Origin of the sequence: Serratia sp. MMO-28 (assembly GCF_037199905.1) — a bacterium.
Taxonomy (GTDB): Bacteria; Pseudomonadota; Gammaproteobacteria; order Enterobacterales; family Enterobacteriaceae; genus Chania; species Chania oryzae.
In genome coordinates this window covers 1-26070 of sequence record NZ_JBBCVB010000007.1, presented here as the reverse complement: position 1 = coordinate 26070, position 26070 = coordinate 1, and the positions used below count along the sequence as shown (strand labels likewise).

Annotated in this window: 26 protein-coding genes; 12 read left to right on the top strand and 14 right to left on the bottom strand. The window is 54.0% G+C overall.

The annotated features are described in order from the left end of the window. Positions 1–94 precede the first annotated feature (94 nt). The 3 genes from WG891_RS07815 to dcuC all read left to right on the top strand — a co-directional run bounded on the left by WG891_RS07815 (position 95) and on the right by dcuC (position 3309). Complete coding sequence (locus tag WG891_RS07815; RefSeq protein WP_337262029.1) at positions 95–952, top strand: MurR/RpiR family transcriptional regulator; 858 nt, start codon at positions 95–97, stop codon at positions 950–952. Positions 953–1146: 194 nt separating this feature from the next. Beyond that, positions 1147–1923 (top strand): alpha/beta fold hydrolase, encoded by a 777-nt coding sequence (locus tag WG891_RS07810; RefSeq protein WP_337262028.1) that lies wholly within the window; start codon positions 1147–1149, stop codon positions 1921–1923. Between the two features lie 15 nt (positions 1924–1938). Further along, on the top strand, positions 1939–3309 hold the full coding sequence (gene dcuC / locus WG891_RS07805; RefSeq protein ID WP_337262027.1) for a C4-dicarboxylate transporter DcuC: 1371 nt from the start codon (positions 1939–1941) through the stop codon (positions 3307–3309). Between the two features lie 320 nt (positions 3310–3629). Here the strand turns inward: dcuC and WG891_RS07800 are convergent, their stop codons facing one another. Continuing rightward, on the bottom strand, positions 3630–4592 hold the full coding sequence (locus WG891_RS07800) for a LysR substrate-binding domain-containing protein (protein WP_337262026.1): 963 nt from the start codon (positions 4590–4592) through the stop codon (positions 3630–3632). Positions 4593–5210: 618 nt separating this feature from the next. On the opposite strand from WG891_RS07800, the gene WG891_RS07795 reads away from it, so the two are divergent. The 8 genes from WG891_RS07795 to WG891_RS07760 all read left to right on the top strand — a co-directional run bounded on the left by WG891_RS07795 (position 5211) and on the right by WG891_RS07760 (position 13016). Continuing rightward, the gene (locus WG891_RS07795; RefSeq protein WP_337262025.1) at positions 5211–5708 is read left to right on the top strand and encodes a CS1 type fimbrial major subunit; all 498 of its coding nucleotides are present in this window, start codon (positions 5211–5213) and stop codon (positions 5706–5708) included. A 410-nt stretch (positions 5709–6118) separates the two neighbouring features. Next, entirely contained in the window at positions 6119–8242 is a 2124-nt protein-coding gene (locus tag WG891_RS07790) for a TcfC E-set like domain-containing protein (protein ID WP_337262024.1), read from the top strand. 52 nt (positions 8243–8294) lie between these two features. Further along, entirely contained in the window at positions 8295–8978 is a 684-nt protein-coding gene (locus tag WG891_RS07785; RefSeq protein WP_443006064.1) for a pilus assembly protein, read from the top strand. Then, complete coding sequence (locus tag WG891_RS07780; protein ID WP_337262022.1) at positions 8947–9621, top strand: hypothetical protein; 675 nt, start codon at positions 8947–8949, stop codon at positions 9619–9621. The genes WG891_RS07785 and WG891_RS07780 overlap by 32 nt, the downstream gene beginning before the upstream one ends. A 29-nt stretch (positions 9622–9650) precedes the next feature. Next, on the top strand, positions 9651–10172 hold the full coding sequence (locus WG891_RS07775; RefSeq protein ID WP_337262021.1) for a fimbrial protein: 522 nt from the start codon (positions 9651–9653) through the stop codon (positions 10170–10172). A 326-nt stretch (positions 10173–10498) separates the two neighbouring features. Then, positions 10499–11317, top strand: a complete 819-nt coding sequence (locus WG891_RS07770) for a hypothetical protein (protein ID WP_337262020.1) — start codon at positions 10499–10501, stop codon at positions 11315–11317. Between the two features lie 41 nt (positions 11318–11358). Continuing rightward, a complete protein-coding gene (locus WG891_RS07765; protein ID WP_337262019.1) occupies positions 11359–12048 on the top strand; it encodes a helix-turn-helix transcriptional regulator in 690 nt (229 codons plus the stop codon). Positions 12049–12080: 32 nt separating this feature from the next. Further along, the gene (locus WG891_RS07760) at positions 12081–13016 is read left to right on the top strand and encodes a LysR substrate-binding domain-containing protein (RefSeq protein WP_337262018.1); all 936 of its coding nucleotides are present in this window, start codon (positions 12081–12083) and stop codon (positions 13014–13016) included. 143 nt (positions 13017–13159) lie between these two features. On the opposite strand, the gene WG891_RS07755 is transcribed toward WG891_RS07760, so the two are convergent. From WG891_RS07755 to WG891_RS07695, 13 genes are all read right to left on the bottom strand, one after another. Continuing rightward, on the bottom strand, positions 13160–13915 hold the full coding sequence (locus WG891_RS07755) for a GntR family transcriptional regulator (protein WP_337262017.1): 756 nt from the start codon (positions 13913–13915) through the stop codon (positions 13160–13162). A 13-nt stretch (positions 13916–13928) separates the two neighbouring features. Further along, positions 13929–14669 carry a sugar isomerase domain-containing protein gene (locus WG891_RS07750; protein WP_076940737.1) on the bottom strand — a complete coding sequence of 247 codons (741 nt, stop codon included), beginning with the start codon at positions 14667–14669 and terminating at the stop codon, positions 13929–13931. 16 nt (positions 14670–14685) lie between these two features. Then, complete coding sequence (locus WG891_RS07745; RefSeq protein WP_076940735.1) at positions 14686–15996, bottom strand: PTS ascorbate transporter subunit IIC; 1311 nt, start codon at positions 15994–15996, stop codon at positions 14686–14688. Between the two features lie 2 nt (positions 15997–15998). After that, positions 15999–16280 (bottom strand): PTS sugar transporter subunit IIB, encoded by a 282-nt coding sequence (locus WG891_RS07740; RefSeq protein WP_076940733.1) that lies wholly within the window; start codon positions 16278–16280, stop codon positions 15999–16001. Between the two features lie 35 nt (positions 16281–16315). Continuing rightward, positions 16316–16750 (bottom strand): PTS sugar transporter subunit IIA, encoded by a 435-nt coding sequence (locus tag WG891_RS07735; RefSeq protein WP_337262016.1) that lies wholly within the window; start codon positions 16748–16750, stop codon positions 16316–16318. Beyond that, positions 16722–17483, bottom strand: coding sequence for a creatininase family protein (locus WG891_RS07730; protein ID WP_337262015.1), 762 nt, complete (start codon positions 17481–17483; stop codon positions 16722–16724). The genes WG891_RS07735 and WG891_RS07730 overlap by 29 nt, the downstream gene beginning before the upstream one ends. A 9-nt stretch (positions 17484–17492) precedes the next feature. Then, on the bottom strand, positions 17493–18464 hold the full coding sequence (locus tag WG891_RS07725) for a phosphotriesterase family protein (RefSeq protein WP_337262014.1): 972 nt from the start codon (positions 18462–18464) through the stop codon (positions 17493–17495). 289 nt (positions 18465–18753) lie between these two features. Continuing rightward, entirely contained in the window at positions 18754–19764 is a 1011-nt protein-coding gene (gene mhpE / locus WG891_RS07720; RefSeq protein WP_337262013.1) for a 4-hydroxy-2-oxovalerate aldolase, read from the bottom strand. Continuing rightward, a complete protein-coding gene (locus WG891_RS07715) occupies positions 19761–20699 on the bottom strand; it encodes an acetaldehyde dehydrogenase (acetylating) (protein WP_337262012.1) in 939 nt (312 codons plus the stop codon). The genes mhpE and WG891_RS07715 overlap by 4 nt, the downstream gene beginning before the upstream one ends. Beyond that, the gene (mhpD, locus tag WG891_RS07710) at positions 20696–21493 is read right to left on the bottom strand and encodes a 2-keto-4-pentenoate hydratase (RefSeq protein WP_337262011.1); all 798 of its coding nucleotides are present in this window, start codon (positions 21491–21493) and stop codon (positions 20696–20698) included. Before mhpD ends, WG891_RS07715 begins: the two co-directional genes overlap by 4 nt. A 14-nt stretch (positions 21494–21507) precedes the next feature. Continuing rightward, on the bottom strand, positions 21508–22365 hold the full coding sequence (locus tag WG891_RS07705) for an alpha/beta fold hydrolase (RefSeq protein WP_337262010.1): 858 nt from the start codon (positions 22363–22365) through the stop codon (positions 21508–21510). A 26-nt stretch (positions 22366–22391) separates the two neighbouring features. Further along, positions 22392–23336, bottom strand: a complete 945-nt coding sequence (mhpB, locus tag WG891_RS07700; protein ID WP_337262009.1) for a 3-carboxyethylcatechol 2,3-dioxygenase — start codon at positions 23334–23336, stop codon at positions 22392–22394. 1 nt (position 23337) lies between these two features. Further along, a complete protein-coding gene (locus tag WG891_RS07695; protein WP_337262008.1) occupies positions 23338–25005 on the bottom strand; it encodes a bifunctional 3-(3-hydroxy-phenyl)propionate/3-hydroxycinnamic acid hydroxylase in 1668 nt (555 codons plus the stop codon). 133 nt (positions 25006–25138) lie between these two features. Here WG891_RS07695 and WG891_RS07690 point away from each other — a divergent pair, with 133 nt between their 5' ends. Continuing rightward, on the top strand, positions 25139–25948 hold the full coding sequence (locus WG891_RS07690) for a DNA-binding transcriptional regulator (protein ID WP_337262007.1): 810 nt from the start codon (positions 25139–25141) through the stop codon (positions 25946–25948). Positions 25949–26070 lie beyond the last annotated feature (122 nt).

Sequence of the window (26070 nt, the reverse complement as noted above, 5' to 3'; positions counted from 1 at the left end):
ACACACTTCTGACAGGGGAATTTTTGATTCCCGTTTTTTCTACCTTGGGTTTTGTTATTAATGACTCCACAGTTGGCAAACAGGGAAGAATGACATGAACAGAGCCGATTTCTCTCAACGTATTGCCAACCTGGGTAATCTTACCGATACCGACCGGCGTATTATCGACTATTTCGACAAACATTTTGAGTCAATCCCCTACAGCAAAGTGATTGATATCTGCAATGAGGTCGACATTGCCAAGTCAACCCTGGGGCGGTTTATGATGAAAATCGGCTTCAATGGCTTTCGGGATTTTAAACAGTCCACCACTGAGCCCGATCTTCTCAGGAATATTTCGCCCATCGAGCGATTTAATAAAAAGAAAAACACCAACAATGGCATTGAGTATATTGAAAAGCACTGTGGCGAAATCACGAATAACATTAACAACACGTTAAATAACATCAACAGAAAGGATTTGGAGAAAACTATTGCGCTGATTTGCGATCCGCAAAAGCGGCTTTATGTGATTGGCAGCGCCACGGCACATGCCTTGGCAGAATATTTTTATCTGCTCGGCAGATATATTAAAAAAGACATTGTGCTGCTGGATGCCAACATTGCTAATCTGCCACATAAATTAATCGATTCGCGCAAAGGTGATGTGCTGCTTGCCATCTCCTACTACCGCTTCTCCAGCGTGACCACACGGCTGATAAAATGGTTTTATCAGAATCGCGGCGATACTATCGTGATCACCGATAACGCCGTCAATCCGTTCAGCCACTTCGCTACCGCACTGCTGCTGATGGAGAGCCAGCACAGCGGGTTGTTCAGCAGCCGCAGTGCCGGATTTGTGCTGATTGAAGCGTTGGTGAATTACATGGGAGAGGTGACCGATAATGAATTGGGTGATAACTTCCACGTAATGGAATCCCTATTTGAAGCCTTTAACGTTTTTAATAAATAGAATCAAATCAGCGTTAATTCATAATAAGAGAAAATAACTTATTTATTTGCCAATGTGCGTATTGGCATCATTTTCAGCTAATAAAAAACATCTGCCATGATGGCAATTTATATCTGGCTTTTATTTTATTCAACGAGGTTTCTATAATGAGCAGTGAAAACAGAGAGATTCCTGTTTGCCCTGAGCAACAAATAATGACCACCCCACAAGGGAATTTATCTTTCCGCACTTGTGGAGCCGGTGAAACCATTATCTTCTTGCACGGTATTCTCGGCAGTTCTAAAGCCTGGCCGTTCCAATTTGCCGCACTTTCGCCCACTTACCGCATCGTCGCCTGGGATGCTCCGGGGTATGCCGACTCAGCGCTGGTCGCCGCTGAGATCGATGCCTATGAGCAGATGTTACATCACCTGATTCTGCACCTTGGTGATGAAAAAGTGTCCCTGGTTGGCCATTCAATGGGGGGAACCATTGCCAGCCGCTACGCTGCCCGGCATCCCGAGAGGATCAAAAATCTGGTTCTGTCCTGCACACACCCGGGCTATGGCGCACCAGAAACGGCACCGATCTCAGAAAAATTGGAAACCCGGCTGAAAGAGCTGGCTGAAATCGGCCGCGAAGCCTATGGCAGAAACCGCGCACGCGATCTGCTCCCCTTCCCCGACGTGCCCGCTGCGGTATTGGACTACGCGGCAGAGATTGCGGCACAAACCAATCTGGAAGGCTTGAGACGCGCAACGCGGATGCTGCAGTTGGCCGATAACCGCCCGCTGCTGCCGCAGATATCCGTGCCTACGCTGATCTTGACCGGCGAAAAAGACGGCGTGGTACAGCCAAAATTAAAAGCCGATCTGTTAGCGCTGGTGCCTTATACCCAGCACATCGAGATGCCCGGTCTGGGCCATGCGCCTTATTTTCAGGCTCCGGACTATTACAACGCCTTGCTGCGTGAATTTATCGCCAATCACTGAAAATAGGGGGCTACGATGACTGGATTTATCATTGGCATAATCATTACCGTTCTTGCCGCCTGGTTTATTATCAAAAACTATCAGCCGCAGGCCATATTGCTGCTGGCCGGGTTGAGTTTATTACTCATCACGGCAATCTTCTTCCCGGAACAGTCGATCCTGTATGGTAAAGCCAAGTCTATCGGCTGGGTCGGTGGGGATATTTTTGCCTTTGTTAAAGAATCCTTGACCACCCAAGTCGCCGGTATCGGCTTGATCATTATGGCGGCGGGGGGGTTTGCCGATTATATGGATCACATCAAAGCGTCGAACTCGATGGTGAATCTGTGTATCAAGCCGCTGCAGATGATCAAAGCCCCTTACCTGATTTTGGCGATCGGCTACATCTTGTCTCAATTGCTGCATGTGGCGATCTCCAGTGCGGCCGGTTTAGCCATGCTGTTACTGGTGACCTTCTTCCCGGTGCTGGTGCGTTTAGGGGTCAGTAAAGCCGCTGCAGCTTCAATGATCGGTATGTCGGCATTTATGGATCTCGGCCCGGCGGTCGGCACCGCTAACCTGGCGGCAAAACACGCCGGTATGGAAACAGCGATCTACTTTGCCCACTACCAACTGCCGGTCGCCACCGGGGTGATGCTGGTGGTGGCCGTACTGATCTTCTTCACCGCACGCTATTTTGATGCCAAAGACGGGCACGTGGTGGCCCAACAGCACCACCAGCCACAAACCGATGAAAACAGCGAGAAAGTCCCGGCGTTTTACGCTTTCCTGCCGATATTCCCGGTCATTCTGGTGATCGTCTTCAGCCCGCTCATCGTCAGCAGTATCAAGGTTGACGTGGTGACCGCCATGATCATCGGCACCTTACTGGCATTTTTCTGTGAACTGCTGGTCAGGCGGGATTTCAAAGCGGCCTGCAAAGGGATCCAGGTATTCTTTAAAGGGATGGGGTCGATGTTTACCAGCATCGTCTCCCTGCTGGTGTGTGCCGACGTCTTCGCCCAGGGGCTGCAAATCATCGGGGCCGTGGATTTCATCATCCACACCGTTCAGGCCGCCGGTTTTGGCTTCGGCAATATGACCGTTGTGATGGCCCTGCTGGTTTGCGTGACTGCAGCACTGACCGGCTCCGGCGTCGCCGCGTTCTTTTCTTTCTCCGGCTTGGCACCGGGCATTGCCGCCAAGTTTGGTGAAAGCGCCGTCAGCATGATTCTGCCGATGCAATTGATGGCGGGTATGGGAAGATCGATTTCCCCGGTTGCTGGGGTGATTATTGCGGTCAGTAAAGCCGGTGAGTGTTCACCCTTTATGATTGTCCGCCGCACGCTGATCCCCGCTGCGGGCGGGATGATCGCCATGCTGGTGCTGAACGGCATTCTCAACTGATTTTCACATCTTCAGGGCGGTAAACTCACCGCCCTAGCTAAATGCGTACCTAGTCAATTCTTAAATAATCAAACGGATATATATAACCTTGCGCTTCAGTTGTACACTCTCTATCAGCCACTTAGTGTGAAAGGTTCAGATTTTATTAACAAGGAGTGTTGATATGTTCTCGAGGATCATGTTTGTTCTGTTTGCAGCCGCCGTCTTGTTGGCGCTGATCAACTGGGAGCGGATGTGGGCGTTCATCCGCCCGATGGTGTAATTCCGTGGCACCATTGATAACGCCTCCTTGGCTTTATCGATGGTGCTTTGGATAGGCGTCAATCCCTCTCCTGTGGGGTACTGATGCTGGAAACGCTCCGCCCTCTATTTATGGCAATATCATTGCTGCACTCTTTGTGGATTTCCGTGATTAACAGCCGCGCTAAGGGTGGCAGCGTGGTTTGTTGACGATAAAGCAAACTGTAATGGCCATCAGGCAGTTTTTCTTTCAACGGGATAAAGCAAAAGAGATCTTTCATCGAATCCGTGTGTTCAATCAGCTTAGGGCTGATGGACAGGTAGTCAGCTTCTAAGATCAAATGTTCTGCCACCGCGACGGAGTCCCCTTTCAATATCGAGTTTTCTGTTTCGGCTTCCGCTGGGAAAAAAAGGGACTCGAGATCGTTGTAATATCCCGCATCGGCCACCGGGAGATACCATTTGGCATTGCGAAGCGCTGCCAAAGAGGTCGCCTGCGCCAAAGGATGGCCTTTTCTGGCAATGACACCGAATGAACAGGAAAAGAGAGGCTCTTCGATAAACTCCCCCAAAGAGATGGCGTTAGAGATTATGCCAATAAAGAAATCCAGCTTCCCTTCCCGCAGGGCGGGCAATATCTCAGACTGCTGGCCTTCGTAAAGCGTTATCTCTGCATTGGGGTAAGCCTGCAGAATGCCCGTAACGGCATTGGAGATAAATCTGAACACCTTGGTGTGGGAACAACCAAATGAGACACTCCCCTGGTGCAACTCCTTGACCTGCTTCACTTCGTTTACCGCAGTTTCTAACTCACTCAGCACCAGTCTGACACGGGATTCGAAGCGCCTGCCAATATCAGTCAGCACCATACCCTTCGTGTCGCTAACCATCAGTTTCGCGCCCAAGATCGTCTCCAACTCACGCAGAGAACGAGACATATTCGATTGAGTTTGATTTAGCACCTTTGCGGCCGCGCGCATGCCGCCATGTTGAATAATGGCCTCAAAAATTTTGAGATGGCTTACTGTAGGCAAACGCGACATGAGGCACCTCTGGGCTAATCAATTTAGAACCACTTTCCAACGCTCTTTCTAACCCCTAAATAATTCGAGTTGCATGTAGGCGGCAACTGAGTGAAGCTCTGGGAGCAACAACGTGAATGACTAAGGGAAGACATAAAGAGACATCAGCAAACACATTAAATATCAATATGATGGGATTTTTCTCATCAAAAGAAGAATCCTCAAACACATCGCTTCAATAAAAATATAGCAAAATAATAAGCTCATCCGTCAAAAATTAGCTGCAATCTTTCTGTACCTCTCATTTTATGAAAGAAATATTTTTTTACATATCAATAGATGAAAATTAACATATTGTTTTTATTAAAAAAAACAAAATCACCACCATGCTTTGGCATCGCGCAAAACAATTTTGACATCTCCCCAGCAAGGTAGAATTATCCTATAGTGATTCTCGTTGATGCGTTGGAAAGGGAATATCAGGATATTTACTCTGACCTAAGCTCAATTAAATACAGGATTTGTTGCAAATAACTCCTCCGGGGATTTATTTACTCAAAACCCTCACTTGAGATGTAAACGTTGTTGGCGTTTCTTGTCGATAAGGACGTCATTTTTATAGAAAAAGGAAAGTAGCTCATGAAAAAGATCATTTTATCTACCCTTGCTGCGGCAATTCTGTCTACCGGTATGGCGCAGGCTGCTGATGGTGTGAAAAAAGAAATTACTATCGTTGCTAATATCAACGATGCCATCTATGTTTCTAAGCCAGATGGCAGCACCTGGTATGATAAAGAAGAATTATATGCTACCGATTACCGCCAGACCGCATTTGCTTCTAACGATCTGCCGGTACGTATCTGGACTACCGACGATGAAGTCAACGTATCCCTGGTACAACCGCTGACCGTGTCTCGTGAGGATGGCGCTCAACTGTCTGACGTTGCTATTACTTTTGCTGGCAAGCCTGTGGTTCAGGGCACCGCATTGAATATCAAGCAGGTCAACGGGGTCGCGGGGGCTTTTGACAGCACTTATACGCTGAAAATCAATGCCAAGGCACCTACTGCCGCAACGGGTGGCAACAATGGTTCATATCAGGGTGACCTGGTTATGCTGTTCGAACCTAAAATCTAATAGTTAAAAATACTCTTTCAAATATATCCTGAATAATTCTAATTGCAGAAAGGCTAACGCCCATTCAATTAGAGGCATAATGGTTATGTAAAGCAACAGGGTTATTTTAGGTAACCCTGTTCTTTAACAGCACATAACGTTTATTTAAAAACACTCGGTCATACCCAAAGGAACAGTCTCAAAATACATTATGGCGTATTTATTATTAAGCCATTGACGGTGATTAATAATAAATAATTTCTCTGCTGGACATACCTTCTTTTTACGGAATAAAAGAGATGGGCAGAATTATCCCTGGATGGGCTACAGGTCTATTATTACTGGCATTGCCAGCCACAACTTATGCCGACAGCACTCAGATCGAGTACCAGGTCCCCGCTGGATTTAGTGACGCGGACCAAGATATCTCCATGCAGTTTTTGGCCACCCTGGATAACAAACCTTTGCCCGGTCCGGTGAGTTGGTCAGCACAACATAATCGTCTCACGTTTGATGAGGCGCTATACCGCAGAAACGGGGTATCAACCGAACAGATAGCCTTACTGAATAAGGTTCTTCCCCAGATCCCCTATGCGGTCTGCCCAAATGGTTGTGACTATACCGTCAGCGGCCAGACGGTATCACTGGACAAGATTAAACAGTCGCTGACCATTAACGACAGCAGTCTACGTTACGTACAGCCCAAGACCATGATGGGCTTTATCCACAATCAGTCGCTGAACGTGCGTACCGCCTCTAACGATTATCGTGCCGTTTCAGCTTACGGCCAAGGGTATCTCGGCCTGCCTTGGCAAAGTTACGGATACGCGGGGTGGTACTACAACGACAATAAGAATTTTGATACCCGGTCGACGGACCAAGGGGTCAGTACCTGGTATCTACAGAAAAACTTTGCCAATACCTACTTGCGTGGCGGACGGCAGGACAGCAGAGATCTGACGGCGGGCAGCGTCAGCACCTCGCTCAACCCCAGTTTTGACCAGTTCGTCACGCTGGGAAGCCAAGACAACCTGAAACGTGATAGCCAGTCTGCAGGCAAGATCGTGCTGTTTGCCAGCGCGGATGGTGACTACGAGTTCTACCGTGACGGGCGGCTTATTCGCCGTATACCGGCGGTGATTGGCCGTAATGAGATTGACTACAACCAACTGCCGGGTGGGTTTTACAGTGTGGAAATCCGTCTGATCAATCGTAACGGCCAAGAGATCAGCCGCGAGAATCAGCAGATTGCCAACGTCAATTACGGCGGCAGCAACGGCTGGTATGTCACGCTGGGTAAAGAGCTTGATACGCAGCGGAACCTGCTCAGTACGGGTGCCAACTTCCAGAGCGACTGGTTTGCCGCCAGCAGTTCTCTGTTTAAGGGCACCGGCAACCGCTGGGCGATGGAGCACAACCTCACCCGCCCGATGCAGATAGCGCAAGTGGATATCACACCAACGATTGGCCTGATGGCAGGGGAAAAAAGAACCGGGGGCTACGCCAGCCTGAGCGCCGGTAACCCGCAACTGGGGTACCTGTCTGCGTCGAAGTACCAGAATACGGCAGTGTCTGACTTTTACCCGGCGAATAACAGCACCTCACTGTCGTACAGCCGCCAATTCGGGCCAACACGCCTGGGTTACAACTACAGCCGCTATGCCAACAGTGAGCGCCATCAGTGGCAAAGCAGTTGGAACTGGCGTGGCAACGGCGTCTGGGCCGTGATCTCTACCGGGTTACAGAAAGGCGGGTACGACAGCGGCAGCAATAACTACGGGGTGTATCTGAACACCACCTTTATGTTGGATCGCAATACTGGAACCTTTAACGCCGCCTACAACAACGGCAAGTTACACACCGGGGGCAGTTACCAGCGTGAATTTGAAGACAGTTTTGGCACCACTCAAGCCGGTGTGGACTTTAGCGAGATCGGCCGTACCAACGCCGTTGGCCTAAACGCACAGCGTAGCGGTACGCGCGGAGATGCTTCATTGCGTGTGGGGATTGACGACCATATCACCAATGGCAGCTTCAACTATAACGGCATGCTGGCCGCCAGCAAAGACGGCATCGCGTTAGGGCGCACCAGTCCTGGTGGATCGGCAATGCTGGTCAGTACCCCTGATTTGGGGGAAGCGAAGTACGGCTTCAAGGTTGAAGGCTATCCTGTCGCGGGGGGCAGCACCTATGCGGTGCCGTTAGCAAGCTATCAGGATGTGACCTTCGCGCGGGCCCAGACGGTGGACACCAATATGGACATGAATATCCGTTTGCCCGCCAACGTTGTCCGCGCGCACCCAGGGCAGGTGTACCCGGTGAAGGCCGAGGTAGAACTGAACATGCTGTACAACGGATTTATGGTCGACAAATTGGGGGCACCGGTGAGCGGGATACTGCAAGAAAGTGGCGATACGGTCTATCCCAATGGCCTGTTCTCGCTCACCTCGTCAACCCTGCTGACAGAGGTGATGCTTAACGGCAAACAAGGGCGCTATCGCTGCGACATGAGAAAGCCGAAAGGGAACTACTACACCTGCACCCTGATTAACTGAATGATATTTATAGATTAATGATGAGAATACAGCCATGACTAACATGAAACAGATAAAGACGATCTTTGCCGTACTGGGCACAACCTGCCTGCTGGCCCTGAGCTCTCTGGTGCAGGCTGACGGGCAACTGATGGTGATGCCAGCACGCACTATGGTGGAGGGGCAGCAATCACGTACGGTACAGGTCAGCAATCTTGGGGATAAACCGCTGTATCTGAAGATTGATCTGATGCGGGTAGAAAATCCAGGAGAGAACCCAGAACGCAAAACGGCGATTGGCGAAGTTGCACAGCCAGAGATGATGGCCAGCCCCGCAAAAATCACGCTGGGCCCCGGCCAGAAGCGGGATATCAATCTGGTCGCCCTGAAAGTGCCAACCAAGGAAACCCTGTACCGCCTATACATTGTGCCAGTCTCTAGCATCAAGGTGGTGGGCAACGAGAGCAAAGACAAAATCACCGCTCCGCTGACCTTTGGCGTGGCTTATGGTGTGGTGATCCATCACCTGCCGCCAGCCGGGGTTCAAACCCATAGTTGGGCGCACCAGTGCACCGCAGGCGGCTTGCAATTGACCGCCACCGGTAATGTCAGCAGCAAGTTCCACAGCCTGCTGGCAACACCGGCCGGCAGCGTTCCTGCCGAGCAAAAGGTCTTCCCCGGTACGCCACGGGTGTTCCCGGCCACCTCCCTGAAAGGAAACGTTGATGGCCAACCGTTTGAAGTACGCTGCCCATAACGCCCTGTTTGGGATCGGGTTGCTGGCGCTGCCCTGGGGCGCGCCGCAGGCGCTGATTGATATCAGCCCAAAGGTGTTAGAGGTGGATGATGAGCAAGCGGTCGTTAACGTGATCAACACCGGCGATAAGCCCGAGTTCGTTACTGTCACCCTCTATCAGGTCACCAATCCTGGCGTGCCTTCAGGCGAAGAACAAACGATACCGCTTGGGTTGATCAAAGATCCGTCTCTCTATGCTACGCCGTTCAAGCTGTCATTGGGGCCGCGCCAACAAAAGCAGGTGCAGTTGAAAGTGCTGAAAAATACCACGAAAGAGAAGGTCTATCGGCTGGCGGTGATACCCGAGCAGAAAGCCAGCATCAGCGGCACCCAAGATAATGTGATGCTGGTCGGCTTGGGCTACATGGGGCTGGTGCGGCAGCTCCCCCCGGTTCAGACGACAGCCTGGCGCCATCGCTGCGGCACTGACGGGATCACGCTGGAGGCTACCGGTACGGTGCGCACGGCATTTACCGAACTGAAACAAGACGGCAAAGATCTGGGCGACTTTAACCTCTACCCCGATGCGCCACGCACGCTTGTAGCGAAAACGCTGAGCGGAAAGGTAGAAAGCAAGCCCTTCAACGTTACGTGTGGCGCATAGCTAACGGCTAATAACAGGGAATAGACACCATGAAGGTATGGCAAAGAATAATGGGAGTCACGCTGCTGCTGACCAGCGTAGTAACGGGTGCAGCTGATATCCCACTCGGCAGCGTGCCAGTCAGTATCAACCTGACTAATCTACCGAGGATCACCATAGAGAAACCGGGCGGTGGCTGGTATGACACTCTGGTGCTCAGTAACAGCGCCGGCAGCGACATCACCCGCTATCAGGTGCAGGCACCGGTACAGGTCAGCATTCGCAACGAGCGTGACTTTAAGGTATCGCTGGTCGAGCCTCTGGTTCTGACGCATGAAACAGACGCCAGTCTGGCCTTTACGACCGAACAGGTGGCCTTTGGCCTCCAGGGCTCGGCACTGCAGACGCTGGGTGCTACGCCGGTAGATTTCAGCAACCCGGCGCTAATAGGCGATACCTCGACGGGCAATTACTGGCTGTCGATAGCCGCACATCAACCGGTCGGCACCACGGGGACCATTGCCGGCAATTATAGCGGCAAACTGATATTGCTGTTTGAAGTGAAAATATGACGCTGTCGAGAACGGGCCATATATCAACATGGTCAGTGTGAAATGATATCTCCAAGATAAAGCCAATATACCAAGGAATTAAAATGAGCAGACGCTATATATCGCTTTCCCTATTAGGCACGTTACTCTTGTGTAATTGGGTTCCGACGGCTGCAGGCGTAAACTCCTATAGTACATCCCTGTCAAATTGTTATATGACGAAAGTCGGTGATAGCCAGTGGAAAGTAAGCTTTTACCTGCAATCAACCCTCAATATGCCTAGGGTAGATACTGCAAGTAATTACTTCACTGTCAAAATACCCAAACTGAGCGCAAACGGTTCCACAATGAACACAAGCGCGTTTGTCAGCCCGATTCCTTCTCTGGATTTCACATTACCTGCCGGTTTGGCCACCCAAACCCCATCGGGTTCGTCGGTTACCGTTGGGGATAACTACGGTGGTATTAATATTTACAGCAGCGGCACCGTTTCCTTCATTTTCTCCAGCAAAGACAATGGTGCCTTTCCAGCGGCACTGGTGAATTATCGATATGATTACACTACCCCAACAGGGGGGATGACTGGCTGGGGATATTACTGGTTTATACCGGGCATCACCAATGGTACCTGCACAAAAAGAACCGTAGCCACTCCCCCTACGGTCCCGCCGATCGATGAAATTGATCCGCCCGAACCGGCGTTCAGCCTGAAATCTACTGTGTGGGAGTTGAATACCGCTGATGTGGCAGATATACCGGATGTCGCCGCGGCAGGTAATGGTTTTGAAGCCTCCATCAAGAACCCGGCAAGCAACAACCTATGTATCAGCTATGTCACTAAAGGGGTAAAAAACAAAAGTTATGCGCTCAGCGTCAGCAACGGCTCAACCACTCAAGGCGGGCGCAACCTGTTTACAATGAATGGTGCTGCGGGGAGCCAACTGTTTTACAGGCTGAATTTGGCCAGCAACGATGGCGTCACGGCAAATAATGTCGATCTACCTGCCGCTGCGGCCAAATATATTACCCTGTCGCAAGCGGCCAGTGGCGTTGCCGATCGTAGCGAAATGTGCTGGACGCCCAAAATCAATTTATTCAGCAATGCGGCAACCGCTGCCGGAATGCATACCGATACGCTCAACTTTATTATTACCCCGCAGGCGTAACAGGTAATAGGCTGGCTCGCTTTTATATAAAGGAAAAGATAATGGAGAAGAAAAAACTACTCTTACACTGCCCTTGCCATTTTATTCAAATGGGCCTGGAAGAAATCTTCAGCCAAGAACCATTTACTGAGCAAACTGAAATCGTTGCCAGTGTATCCACGCTAAAGCAGTGTGAATATGTGTTGTTCAAGCAACCTGTTTTAGAAATGGTAATATTAACGCTGGACAATCACTGTTTTAACCCTGTCTCATTGCTAAATTTGCTCACTCAGTGTTTGCCTGGATTACACCCAAACAGCAAGATAGTCCTGATTGGCGATATTATCCACATGAAAATGCTGAAACGTTATTTAGGGGAATTAAATCATCCTTATATCTTCCTGGATATTTCTCTCCCAGTATTTATCATGCAGCAGCAGTTACATTCAGCCCTGCAAGTCTGTTTGCCGCCCGCCAAAGTGCAAAACAATAGAGTGCCGGGTGCGTCACAACTCTCTTCGCGAGAGAAGATGGTTTTGAATCGCGTGCTCAATGGTGAAACGATTGCGATAATCGCGACAGATTTACGGCTCCACTATAAAACGGTCAATCATTACAAACGCTCAGCGCTGTTAAAACTTGGTGTGTATTCACTCCCCATGCTGCTGATGCAGGATTATAACCGAAAAATGGTGGGGCATATTTTAGGCCACCTCAGCAAGAAGCATCATGAAAAAGCTATCCCCAGCTGAAAAATGGAATACGTTTATAACGGCTATTATCTATGAAATTATTGCCTAAAATTAATTACCTGCAGATATTTCAATTTATTATACAACACGGAAGTATTCGCGCAGCCGCAGTCGCACTGAATCAGACTCAGCCCGCATTAAGCCGGGCAATGAATGAATTGGAAAAAATGCTTGGTGCCCCTCTGATGGTGCGTGGCACCCGCGGTGTGGTACTGACCGAGGCAGGTAAGCTGTTTGTTCCCCGCATGCAGTTCGCACTGAAAGAGTTGGAGCGTGCGGTTAATGAAGTAGGTCATATCAGTTATTCCTCCCACGGTATGGTAGCGGTAGGCAGCTCTTCACTCCCCTCTTTCACCATGCTCCCGGCTGCGATTCAGAAGTTTCAACGGCGATTTTCTCAGGTGAATATCCATCTTGCAGAAGGGCACCTTCCTGAAATGTTGGAATCAGTACGCACTGGTACGCTCGATTTCGCCATTGGGGCAACGCTGACGGAAAATATGGGAAGAGAATTTATTACCGAACCCTTTTTCACCATGCCTTTCTGCGTGCTGGCGCGGCGCGGGCACCCTTTGGCAGAAAGTACGTCGCTCAAAAAACTGCGGAAAGCCAAGTGGTATTTACCCTCATCAACCATGGGTTATTATCATCAGCTCGGCGAGATCATTTTTCCTCACGGCCAAGAGAATGCCTCTATCGTCCGGGGAAATACTGCCGTTATGGCGGTGCAGATGGTACTGAGTGCGGGCTATTTGACCATTGCACCGCAAGAGATCTTACAAGTTCCCTACCTGAAAGAGCATCTCTGTTGCATTCCGATCGCGGAGTCATTGCCAGATGCCGCGTACAGCTTTATTTACTCTCAACATCTGCCGCTGACCACCGTAGCCAGAAACCTGATGTATGAGTTACGCAAGGAGTGCGAAAATTATCCCTGGAGTCTGAGCGATGCTTACGCCAGTTATTGAACCCTAGCCTACGCGCTACCAGGAAGACAGCTGGCCATTCTGGCTCAGCCGACTGATGGCTAATGAGCGCAGAGATCGATGCCACATCGGCGATCGTCTCTTCCTGGCACCCAAAGGGCTCATGCAAGAGGCCATCGATAAAATCACCGCGCTTTATCGATGGTACAATTCCACCGTTGGTTCACCACGCTCTGATTGGCAACGATCTGCAGCGATAATGCCGCATCCAGCATATGTGTGATGCTGTACTCCAGCACCACATCATCCAGGTTACTGGCGGTGCGCTCAATTCTGAACAGTGCACAACCCTGCTCGATGTTCAACAGATGGGCTAATTTGGCGTCGCAGATCACGGGTAAATAGCGCTCCGTTGCCTTGGTTGGGGAGTAACCGAAGGTTTCCCGCAATTGCTCATACAGCGGGCTGCCATTATCAACGTGGCTCAGATCGTTATACACCCGGCCATTTAAATAGGTGACCGCATGGCCAACCACTTTCTCGCCTTGCATAAACAAACGTTCAAGGCGCATCAGTTGGCTACCCAAATCCAGCCCCATCCGTTCGGCCACCTCTTGGCTGGCCATGATCGAAAGCAGGGAGAGGATCTCTACCTCCACCGGCGTGGCGGAATGGAAGGCCACCAGGGCCTCGGGCAGGTCGGTATAGTGTTTATGCAGTGCATCACGATTGATAAAGGTGCCTTTACCCTGCTCGCGGTACACCATGCCGATGCTGGCGAGTGAATCAATCGCCTGCTTGATGGTACCGCGCGCGACTTTAAACTCATCGGCGAGCAGCAGCTCGCCAGGGAGTTTATCCTCATAAGTAAAGGTGATGATTCGTTGCAGGATAATGCCTTTTATCCTGAGATACAGTGGGAGTCCGTCAGACTCAAACATACTCATGCTCCACTCAGAGGTAGTGTATTTGGCTCCTGTAAGCGTCAAGTATATCCTGATTTATCTGCTGATTACCGTCTATGTTTGCACTCGCCAGGATCGGCGGCGTGCGCTGTTGCTGCTGCATCAGTTCGCAAATACGCAACACCAGGCTGTTGGCGATGGTCGCCCCCATGATGGTCGACAACGGCGCGGCTTTTTGCGCCAACCCTGGCAGGCTGACGGCGGCATCGCCATAGTCGCATTGGTTATCAATGGTGATATCGGCAATATCCACCAATAGCTTGCCGCTGGAATGGCGGGAACTGACGCGCGCGGCGGTAGCCAGGCTGGTGATGGCGATCACCTTGGCACCCAGTGCCCGGGCGGCCAGCGCCACATCAAGGGTGATGGCATTGCGGCCAGAAACCGAGTGGATCAGCAACGTATCCCCTGCCTGCAACGGTGATTGCTCAATCAGCACCCTGCCCAAGTGTTCAACATTCTCTACCGCGCTGGTCAGCGTCAATGGCCGCACGTTAAGCATCAGTGCGGGCGTAAACAACGGGTTGACGATCGCCAAGCCGCCAGCGCGGTAGCTCATCTCCTCCGCCAGAATACCCGCATGGCTGGCACCAAACACAAACAGGTTGCGGCCAGCCAGCGCCGTTTCGGCCATCACTTCCGCCGCGCGATTAATCGGCTCCGGCTGCTGTTCCAACAGTGCCAATTTTTGCCGAATTTGCTCGTAATATTGGCTTAATGCCTTGCTCATCGCCTTCCCTCCCCCGTCAGAATGTCAGCAGCTTGGTCAACGCACTAATCAACGGTGCCAGCATAAACATATCGCTGTCACCGGCCCACAGTGCGGTATCAGGAATGGTGCTGCCGATAAAATAATTGACGCAGAAGTATTGCCCCCAGGCCACCACGGTGGAGGTAATAAACCCGGCCAACAGCGCCCCTTTGTACCCGCCGGTGATATTGCCAAATACCCCCGCCGTACCCGCGTGGAAGAAAATCACAATCATGCTGGGAATGAAAACATAGCCGGTATAGTGGCCAATCAGGGTGAGCCACAGCAACGAACCGATAAAAGCGCCAACGAAGCCCAGCACCACCGCATTAGGGGCAAAGTTGAACAGGATCGGGCAGTCGAGCGCGGGTTTGGCACCGGGCACCAGTCGCGAGCCAATGCCGTTAAACGCCGGCACCATTTCACCAATAAACATCCGCACGCCCAGCAGCACCACGGCAATGCCGCCGGTAAACATCAGCGACTGCTTTAACGCATAAATATAGAAACTCAGGTCGCCAGACTGCGCCAGAATCTCCGCGGCCTTGGGCGTGCCTTTGATTTGCAGAATAAAGGTGCCGATAAAGAACAGCAGCGACATGGTCAGCGCGGTAACCACGTTGGAATCGCGCAGGAAGCCGAGTTTTTTCGGCACCTTGATATCTTCAGAACTGGTTTTATTCGCCGCAAATACCTGGCCAAACAGCGCCCCCAGCAACGCAACGGAAGCCGAGGTGTGCCCTAGTGCTACGTTGTCGTTGCCGGTGATTTTACGCACCCAGGGCTGCACCAGTGCAGGTTGCAACGTCCAATACAGCCCCATAATCACCGTCAGCATCAGCGTCAGTTGCAGGCCGGAAATCGCCGGGTTGCTGTTCACCATCACACCGGCAAAAATCATGGTAGTCCAGAACATCATATGGCCGGTCAGGTAGATATATTTAAACCGCGTCAGGCGAGCCAACAGCAGGTTGAGCGCGAATCCCCCGGCGATGGCAATCGTCACGCTGCTGCCATAGCGCTCGGTGAAATGCACCTGGCCGATGATATTGGTCAAGTTCATTGAGCTTAAGCCGAACACTTCAGTCCAGATAGGCTGAAAGATCAGCAGCGCCGAGACGATAATACCCGCCCCCGCACCAATGATCAGAAACCCCAGAATGCCTTTCAGCGTGCCAGAGACAATATCCGCCAGCGGTTTGCCTTGTAATACCAGCCCCAGCAGCACAATCAGGCCGATTAAAATGGAAGCCTCGCCAAAAATATTGACCGTAATCCAGCGCAATACCCCCAGAAATTCACTCATGGCTATGCTCCCTGCTGCAGAATACCGGCCTGTTCCAACGCCTGGGTAATCTCTTTGCTGTCGATGTAGTTATTCACGATCACCACCGGGCACGGCATATGCCGCAGGTTGTCCACCAGCTCTGCATTGGTGATCACCACGTCAGCACTGGCCGAAGCGGCAGAAGAGACATCCATATGTTCAACCGAAGCCTGAATGCCGTGCTGCTTTAACACCGACTCCACGTTCATTTTAAGAATCAGGCTGGAGCCCATACCCAAACCGCACACCGTCAGAATTTTCATTGTTCGTCACTCCGTGTTAAGCCATCAAGATCGGGTTATACCGCGCAGGCCATCAGCCGATAAAGCTGCTCAGGGTCGCGGGAATTCATTAGCATATGCAGGTTATTTTCATCTGCCAGCAAGGTAACAATGTGTTGAATCAGTTGAATATGCCGATCGCTGCTGGTGGCAGATAACCCCAGCACCACCTGCACCGGATCGTTTTCGACATGACCAAACTCCACGGGTTCGCGCAGCCGTATCAGGCTGAACTGCGCCTTGATGGCACCTTGCTCCGGGCGGGCATGCGGCATCGCCAAACCGGGGGCAATGACAAAGTAGGGGCCAAACTCCCGGTAACTAGCCACCATCGCCTGCACATATTCCGGCTGGCAGGCCCCCGCCTGACACAGCGCCTCACCCGCCGCCTGAATCGCCTGTTCTGCGTTGCTGGCCGGATAATCAATACTGATGGCTTGCCGAACGATCATCGCCGCCTCCTTCTGCCAAATGAAGGCGGATGGAAGCCAGCGTGGCCTCCAGCGCCTGCTGCACAAATGCCTGCCCTTTCTCCTGGCTGGCACAACGCGGATCGCCCAACACCGCATAGTCGGAAAACTCGGTCCAGCGCACCGGCCGGTAGCGGAAATTTGCCGGGAAGCGCGGGTAGTGCGCGCGTGCCTGCGCCATATCAACGTATTCCGGCGCCAGCGCCAGCATCAGGGAAGTTTCAATCTCATCGGCATGCATATAGCCGGGGTAGGCAACGGCAGAGGTGCGCAATTGGCTCACGCAGGCGTCGATACCGGCCCAGCTATAGCTGAGCAGCGTAATACCCTGTTCCTTCAGCATTCTCGCCGCCGCTTTAATGGCGTCAAAGTTGCCGTAGTGCGCATTAATCACCGCCGTGGTCGCAATGCCATAGCTGGCCATATTGCGTGCCAGCGCCACCAGCAGTTGCACCAGCAGATCGTGACCAATATCGATCGCCCCCGCATGCCCACGCAGTGACCACACCTGGCTGTAAGGCACCACCGGCAGGCTGATCGCCGCTTCTCCCAGTTGCTGATCCAACAGGGCGCAGAAGCGTTCGGCCAGCAGATTATCGGTATCCAACGGCAGATGATCGCCATGCGGCTCAACTGCCCCCAGCGGCAACAGAGCGATCTGCGCCCTTGCCAGCGCCTGTTTGGCCTGCTGTTCATTGAATTCATGCAGCTTCATGGTGCCCCCTTAGCCGAAAGCAAAGTAACGGGCAGGGTTTTCTACCAGGAAGTCATGCAGCAAGGCTTCGCCATCCAGCCCCTCTTCCTGAGCTTCGGCAATAAACCGTGGCCGCCAATCGGCCAGGATAAACTTCAGCCCCAGGCCGCCTTTGCCGTAGTGGGCACTCATAGATTTACGGGCGAAATCGCCGCCGATTAAAATGTGTTTCTGATAGCCGCGTTTGCACAGTGCCAATATGGCCTGGGTGCGAATATGTTCTGGGTAGTATTTGATACGGCTCATCCCGTCAAAAGAGAGAAATGCCCCGGTGTTGGCAATCTGACGGTGTAACCACGGATCAGGGTTACGGTCCATATGAGCAAAACACAGGCGGGACAAATCCAGCCCTAAACCGCGGAAGATCTGTGCCTGCTCCAGCCCCATGGTGCCCATTTCCGTATGGCTATGCATCGGCGCGCCAGTGCATTGCTGTGCCCTGACGATCGCCTCCATGGTTTTGCGTTCCAAGGGGGAAATGGTGTTGTAGCCGGTACCGCACTTCACCACACCGGCGCGATAATGGCTCCCTTCAATGCCGGTAGTGACCTCATGACAAACGTGCTCCACCAGTGCGTCGATCGGCGAGCGTTCAATCCAGTCGGCAAAGGTCTGCGTTGAGCCGGGCCGGTTGCTACTCCAGAGGAACCCTTTGTTAAAGCCGCTGGTGGCAATCACGTGCACCTGCTGGCGCTTGGCCATTTCAGCGACGGCAACCACCTGGCGGCCATAGTCGGGGGCGGTGGCATCGTAAATGGCCCGCCCACCCGCCTGATAAAAATCCGCCAGTTCCCGCTCGGAAGCGGCAGGATCATCCAGCAGCAAATCGTCATCCTGGCGTTCTGCCCAGTAGGGGGGAATACAATAAATGTGATCGTGGCTGTAGGTTACGCCAAGTTGGCTGGCGTCAATATCACCGTTTAACGTGCGGATAGATCCCATGAGAACCGCTCCCTGGATCGGAAATAGAGGGTGTTCTCAACATAGGTTAGGATCACTTGATCAGTCAAGTGATCAAGCTCGCAAATTAACCAACCTGTCAACGCGTTGTGAGTACCCGCACTGCTGCAAAAGCCGTCGGCAAAATTCGCGGTTCGCGTTCGATGAGATAAAAACGATCGAGAGCAGGGCCAGCGAGCGCTGGGGTAGAAAGGATAGTCAAAGCGTTTTCCAAAGTGGCCGTGGGGCACCTCCTTATGCCCCGTTCAAATCTGCACGTGCTAAAAGGTAATCAGCGAGAGCGTAAATCCAAGGCCACATCGACGATCATATCTTCCTGGCCACCCACCATCCGGCGTTTGCCCAGTTCCACCAAAATATCCACCGCATTGATGCCATACTTCTTCGCTGCCACTTCGCAGTGGCGCAGGAAGCTGGAGTAAACCCCGGCGTAACCGAGCGCCAGCGTTTCGCGATCGACACGCACTGGCCGATCCTGCAGCGGGCGCACCAGATCGTCGGCGGCGTCCATCAAGGCATACAGATCGGTGCCATGGTTCCAGCCGAGCTTATCCGCCGCTGCGATAAACACCTCCAGCGGCGCATTGCCCGCCCCGGCACCCATGCCAGCCAGGCTGGCATCCACACGATCACAGCCCTCTTCCACCGCAGCGATCGAGTTTGCCACACCCAGGCTAAGGTTGTGGTGCGCGTGCATCCCGGTGTGAGTTTCCGGTTTCAGCACCGCTTTCAGCGCGCGGAAACGGGCGCGGATATCGTTCATATTCATCGCACCGCCGGAATCCACCACGTAAATGCAGGTCGCGCCGTAGCTTTCCATCAGCTTGGCCTGGCTGGCCAGATTTTCCGGCGTGGTCATATGGCTCATCATCAGGAAGCCCACGGTGTCCATCCCCAGTTCACGGGCATAGGCAATGTGCTGCTTTGACACATCGGCTTCGGTGCAGTGGGTTGCCACGCGTACCACCCGCGCCCCGGCGTTATAGGCATCTTTCAGATCGTGGATGGTGCCGATCCCAGGCAGCAGCAGAGTGGCAATTTTTGCGTGCTGGGTAACGTCTGCCGCCGCCGCGATCCACTCCAGATCGGTATGCGCGCCAAAACCGTAGTTAAAGCTGGAACCCTGCAGGCCATCGCCATGCGCCACTTCGATCGAATCCACCTTCGCTGCATCCAGCACGCGGGCAATGTCCTGCACGTTTTGCAGCGTATATTGGTGGCGAACTGCGTGCATCCCGTCGCGCAATGTCACATCTGAGATGTAAATTTTTTTCCCGTTCATACCCGTTCTCCCATCGCCTGAGCCATACGCTCGGCGGTTGCCAGCGCAGCAGAAGTCATGATGTCGAGGTTGCCAGCGTAGGCGGGCAGATAGTGCGCCGCCCCTTCAACCTCCACAAACACCGAGGTTTTCAGGCCGGAAAAACGGCCAATCCCCGGCAGGTTTAGCGGTGCTTCCGCTGGGATCACATCAAACTGCACTTTCTGCTTCAGGCGGTAACCCGGCACATAGGCCTGCACCGCGGCGGCCATTTCATTGATCGAGGCCTCAACTTTAGCCTGATCCACCGCCTCGCTGAGCACATAGACGGTATCGCGCATCATCAGCGGCGGTTCCGCCGGGTTCAGCACGATAATGGCTTTGCCCCGCACGGCTCCGCCCACCACCTCAATCACTTTGCTGGTGGTTTCGGTAAATTCATCGATATTGGCACGGGTGCCTGGCCCGGCGGATTTACTGGCGATCGAGGCGATGATTTCGGCGTAATGCACTTTCGCCACCCTAGAAACCGCCGCCACCATCGGAATGGTCGCCTGCCCGCCGCAGGTCACCATGTTGACGTTGCCCTGGCTGAGATTCGCTTCCAGGTTCACCACCGGCACGCAGTAAGGGCCAATCGCCGCCGGGGTAAGATCGATCAAGCGAATCCCCGGTTTGGCCGCCCGCAGCACGGCATCATTCTTCACATGCGCGCTGGCGCTGGTAGCATCAAACACAAAGTCGATCCCGGCAAACTCCGGCATGGCGATCAGCCCCTGTACACCGGCATGGCAGGTCGGCACGCCCAAACGACGCGCACGTGCCAAGCCATCCGACTCTGGATCGATCCCCACCAGCACGCCCATCTCCAGGTGTTTGGCGTTACGCATGATTTTGATCATCAGGTCAGTACCGATATTACCAGAACCGATGATCGCCACTTTTCTCTTACTCATGACGCGTTATCCTCATAAAAATAGGTCGCTACCGTGCCGACGCCGTCAATTTCTGCCTTAAAACTGTCACCGCATTTCACCGCCACCATCGGCCCTAACGCGCCGGTCAGCACCACATCACCCGCTCGCAGCGGCGTACCCAGGCTGGCCATGGTGCGTGCCAGCCACACCGCCGCATTGATCGGGTGCCCCAGGCATTCGCTGCCGCGCCCGGTAGACACCACCTCGTTATTGCGCGTCATCCGCATACCGCAATTCTGTAAATCCAGCCCGGCAAAGCGACGCGCTGGCCCCCCTAGCACATACACGCCACAGGAGGCGTTATCCGCCACGGTATCGACAAACTTGATCGACCAATCTTTGATGCGGCTACCCACCACTTCCAGCGCAGGCATCACCCATTCCACCGCGTTGCACAGCTCGTCGAAGGTGGTATCGGCATGTGGCAGATCGCGGTTCAACACCAAGGCAATCTCTGCCTCAATGCGCGGCTGCATCACGCGTGAAAACGCGATGCCCTGGTTATCGCCATAACACATATCGGCAAACAGCGTGCCAAAGTCGGGCTGATCCACCCCCAGTTGCTGCTGCACCTTAGGGTGGGTGAGGCCCACTTTGCGCCCCACTACGCGGCGGCCAGCGGCCTGCCAATGCTGTACGTTCAGTTGCTGGATGGCATAAGCCGCTTCGCCATTGCCAACGCCGAGGCGATCGCGCAAGGGGTCGATCACCTTGCCGCTGGCCTCTGACTGGCGTAACGCCTCAGCCAACTGCTCCAGACTGTAATCACTCATGACTCGCTCCCTGATTAATGGCTGAGGAAATCCAGCACCATGCGGTTAAAGGTTTCAGCATGCTCCCATTGCGCCCAGTGCCCGCAGTTGCTGAACACGTGCAACTGCGATCCGGCAATGCCCGCCAGCAGGCGCAGCCCGGTATCCATCGGCACAAAGCGATCGTTACGCCCCCAGACAATCAGCGTTTTGGCCTTGATCTCGCCTAAGCGCGGGCTGAAATCCGGGAACTGTTTCGGGTTAATCGCCAGGCTTTTGGTGAAGTTTTCCAGGTGAGTACGGTTCGCCAGAATATTGTCGAGGCGCGTTTTGAACAGCTCTTCGGTCAGATCGCTCGGATCGTAAACAAAGATATTCATCATTTTGCGCAGGTTGTCGATATTGGGCTCGCGGTACAAACCTTGCAGCAGCTTGATGCCTTCGGTCGGCATCGGCACAAACGGGCTGGCCCCGCCGGTGCCGCCGCCCATCAACACCAGCTTGCCAACGCGCTCTGGCCAGCTCAGGGTAAAGGCCACGGCGCTGTGGCCGCCCATCGAGTTCCCCAGCAGGTGCACCTGCTGCAGATCCAGCGCGTCCACCAGCCCTTTCAGGATGCGGGCATTGAGATCGGAACGGGAGCCGGTGCTGACGATCGAGTCACTTTTGCCCCAGCCGGGGCAATCCAGCAGGATCACCCGGTAACCGGCCGCCACCAGCGGTTCGATATTGCGGCTGAAGTTGGCCCAGCCGCTGGCTCCGGGGCCAGAGCCGTGCAGCATCACCACGGTTTCCGCGCCGCTGCCGCAGTCGTTGTAATGGATACGCAGATCGGCTTCGCCCTCACGGATTTGCACAAAGCGGCTGGTGTTTTCTTCAGTAAATAATGTCATGACTTTCTCCTGTCATTCTGGTGATTTCAGCGGCGTAGCGCGGCGCTGAGGGAGCCAAAACCGGTGATCCACTCCGGCAGTTCGCGGTAATAGCGGCCTTCCGCCTGATACGGGCCAAACGCCGAGAGCGCCGCAAAAGCGGCCATCCAGGCTTTAACCTCATGGGTCGACTTGCCCGCAATCTCTGACAGCTCCTGATTACCGAGCGCATCCAGTTCGCTGAGCTTGCCGCTGGAAAGAATGTCCATAAACTGGTTGTCCCAAACCGGGTTGAGCGGGTGCAGCGAGTTTTTATCCTCAACAAAGCCGCGCGCCGCAGAAATAACGCGGTGCTGGCGTGCCTGGCGTTCGTCTGGCGGTAAGTGGCGGCCGCTGCCCAGCAGGCGATCGCGCATGTGCGCGTCGGCCCCCGCCAATTGCGGCACCGGTGGCTGGTGTGATAACCCGCCGGAGCCGAGGAACAGTACCCGCTTATTGAGGCCACGGGCGAAACGGCCCACGGCCTCACCCAGCAGGCGCGTGCGCTGGAAGCTTGGCATCGGCGGTGCCACGCCGTTGACGAACACCGGCAGCACCGGGTAGTTCGCCAAGCCGCCGAGCAGATATTCCAGCGGCTGGGCAAAACCGTGATCCACCTGCATACAGTAGGAAACCGCCACATCCACCCCGGCATCCATCACCGCTTGGGCACAGGCTTCGGCCAGTTCGGCAGGAACCGGGATTTCGCCCGCCGCGCTGCTGAAGTCACCGATCGCCGTGGCCGCCGTGCCAATACAGAACGACGGCATCATGTCGTAGAAGAAACCGTTGTAATGATCCGGCGCGAACAGAATCACCAGTTCGGGATCGAATACGCGGATCCGCTCCCGCGCATCAGCAATGGTTTTTTCCACTTCCGCCAGCACGTCAGGAGCCGGATCAACGTACCCCACCAGCGGTGAGTGCGAGAGGCAATGGAGATAAGCGTTCATATCAAGCCACCTTATTTTCAATAATGGGAGTGAGCACCGGGGAGCGCAGCGAAACGGCCACGGCCAGGGCATCCATCAGGTTGCCGAGCGTTTGTGGCGTCGCCATACCGGCGATAAAACGGTCAGGGCGCAGCACCACGATCGAGTGCTGCTGGCTGGCGAACCAGTCTTTGAGCCGTCCGGTGGTATCGCCGAGGCAAATCACACCGGCCGGGCGTTGGCCTACGGCCGGTAACTGCACTTCCGGCACCACCTGAATAAACCGCGTACCCGCCTTTTGCCACTGGGTAATCTGCGCGTCGTTTAGGCCCCACTGCGGGTTACAGCCCCAGGCGATAATGGCAAAGTGCGGCCCGATGACGTCGTCCAGCAGCCGTTGCTGGACGTTTGCCAGCGTGACCTTCGGCTGAATGAACATGCGCCCGATCGGCGAGTTTTTTTCTTTGCTCGCCACCAGCGCACCGGTTTGGTATTGCGGCATCGGTTTAAAGCGCATTTCGAGGAAGTAACGTTTGACCGGCGGCAGGTAGCTGAAGGCCCAACTGAGGCCATCGCGCAGTTTGCCCTGCCAGCGATGCGGCGGCGCCAGCACATGCCCGGCGGTGACAGAAAGATCGATCATCGCTTTGGCATGATCGCGGCGTTCCTGCTGGTAGGTGTTAAGCAGCGTTTCTTTTGCCTGCTCATTGACCACCATCGCCAGTTTCCAGGCCAGGTTAAAGGCATCACGCATGCCGCTGTTATAGCCCTGCCCTTGCCACACCGGCATGATATGCACCGCATCCCCGGCCAGCAGAATACGATCGACGCGGAACTGCGCTGCCAGGCGGGCGTTGTGGGTGTAAACCCGCTGGCGGATCAGTTCCACCCGATCGGGATCGGGCAGTACCTTCGCCAGCAGTTCACGCATTTTTTCCGGCTTGCTCAGTGCGCTCTCGGTTTCACCCGGCATCACCATAAACTCGAAACGGCGCACACCATGCGGCAACGCCGCCGAAACATAGGGCCGCACCGGGTCACAGCACATATAGATATGCGGCGTGCTCAGCGGATCGTTGGCGATATCCACCACCACCCATTGGTTGGGGGCGGTTTTGCCCTCAAAGCTGATGCCCAGAGTACGGCGCACAAAGCTGCCGCCGCCGTCGCAGGCTACCAGCCAGGCGGCACGCACCGTTTCACGCTGGCCTTCATCATCTTCAATTTGCAGCGTGACGCCGGTGGCGTCCTGGCTGAACGCCATCAGGCTGCGGGAAAAAAGGCTGCGCACCTTGGGGAAGCGCTTCAGGCCATCAAACAGCACGGCATCCACCTGCGGCTGAATAAAGGCGTTGCGGCGTGACCAGCCAAACTCGTCGGTCATCGGCTGGATATCGGCAAAGCAGCGCCCTTTTGGGGTAAGAAAACGCATCGCGTGCCACGGGGTGGTGTGCGGCAGCACGTTATCGACCAAGCCGACGGCCTGAATGGTGCGCAGGGCTTCGTCGTCGATACCAATGGCGCGCGGGTAGTCGATTAGGGTATTGAGCTTCTCGATCAGCAGAACCTCAATCCCCATCTGGCCAAGATAATTCGCCATCATCAGGCCGACCGGGCCAGCGCCGACGATAGCAACCTGAGTCTGGTAATCGGCAACCAGACTGTGTTGTGAAGCATTGTTGTAGGGCATAGGTTACTCACTTGTTAACAATTTTTTATTGTTTTGGGAGTATATGAGGCGCTTTTTTCGCCTACAATGAAAACCCCTTATGCCGTGCACTAGGTGCACCACCATGTTTTAAAAGGATTTATTGAGGCTTATCATGCAACCCGACCACAATACCGAATACAAAACCGTGCGCGGCCTGACGCGCGGGCTGGCGCTGCTCAACGTACTGAATCGGTTGGACGGCGGTGCCAGCATTGCGCAGTTGAGTGCCATCACACTGTTGCACCGCACCACCGTGCGCCGCCTGCTGGAAACCCTGCAGGATGAAGGCTATGTGCGGCGCAGCCCTTCGGACGACAGCTACCAGCTCACGCTCAAAGTGCGCGAGTTGAGCGAAGGCTTCCGCGATGAGCAATGGATCTCAGCCGTCGCGGCCCCGCTGCTAGGGAAGCTGTTGCAAAAGGTGGTGTGGCCTACCGACGTCAGCACCCTGAATGTCGACGCCATGGTGGTGCGTGAAACCACTCACCGCTTCAGCCGCCTGTCGTTCCACCGCTCGATGGTTGGCCGCCGCCTGCCGCTGCTGCTGACCGCTTCCGGGCTGACCTACCTGGCGTTTTGCCCGGATCATGAACGGGAAGCGCTGCTCTCGCTGCTGGCCACCCGCGATGAGGCGGAATACCGCCTGGCGCGTGAGCCGCTCAGGTTAGGCGGCATCCTGCAACGCATCCGGCAGCGGGGTTACGGCGAGAACTACATGGGCTGGCAGCAAGAGCAGAAGATCGCCTCGATCGCCGTGCCCATCCACCATCAACAGCGGGTAATCGCCAGCCTGAACCTGGTGTATATCGCCAAAGCGATGTCCATTGAGCAGGCGGCAGAGCGCCATCTGGCCGCGCTGCAGGAAACCGCACGGCGCATTGAAGCGGGCATACGCCAGGACGTTTCTGGGCACGATGCGTAAAGCGCCCTCACCCTAACCCTTGTATGTTTGTAGTTGATGTAAAAAGATAGGTTGTACCGTGTTCTTACCCGGCGTGGCAGCACGTACGCCCTCTGGGACACCAAGCCCGTGGGAGAGCTTAT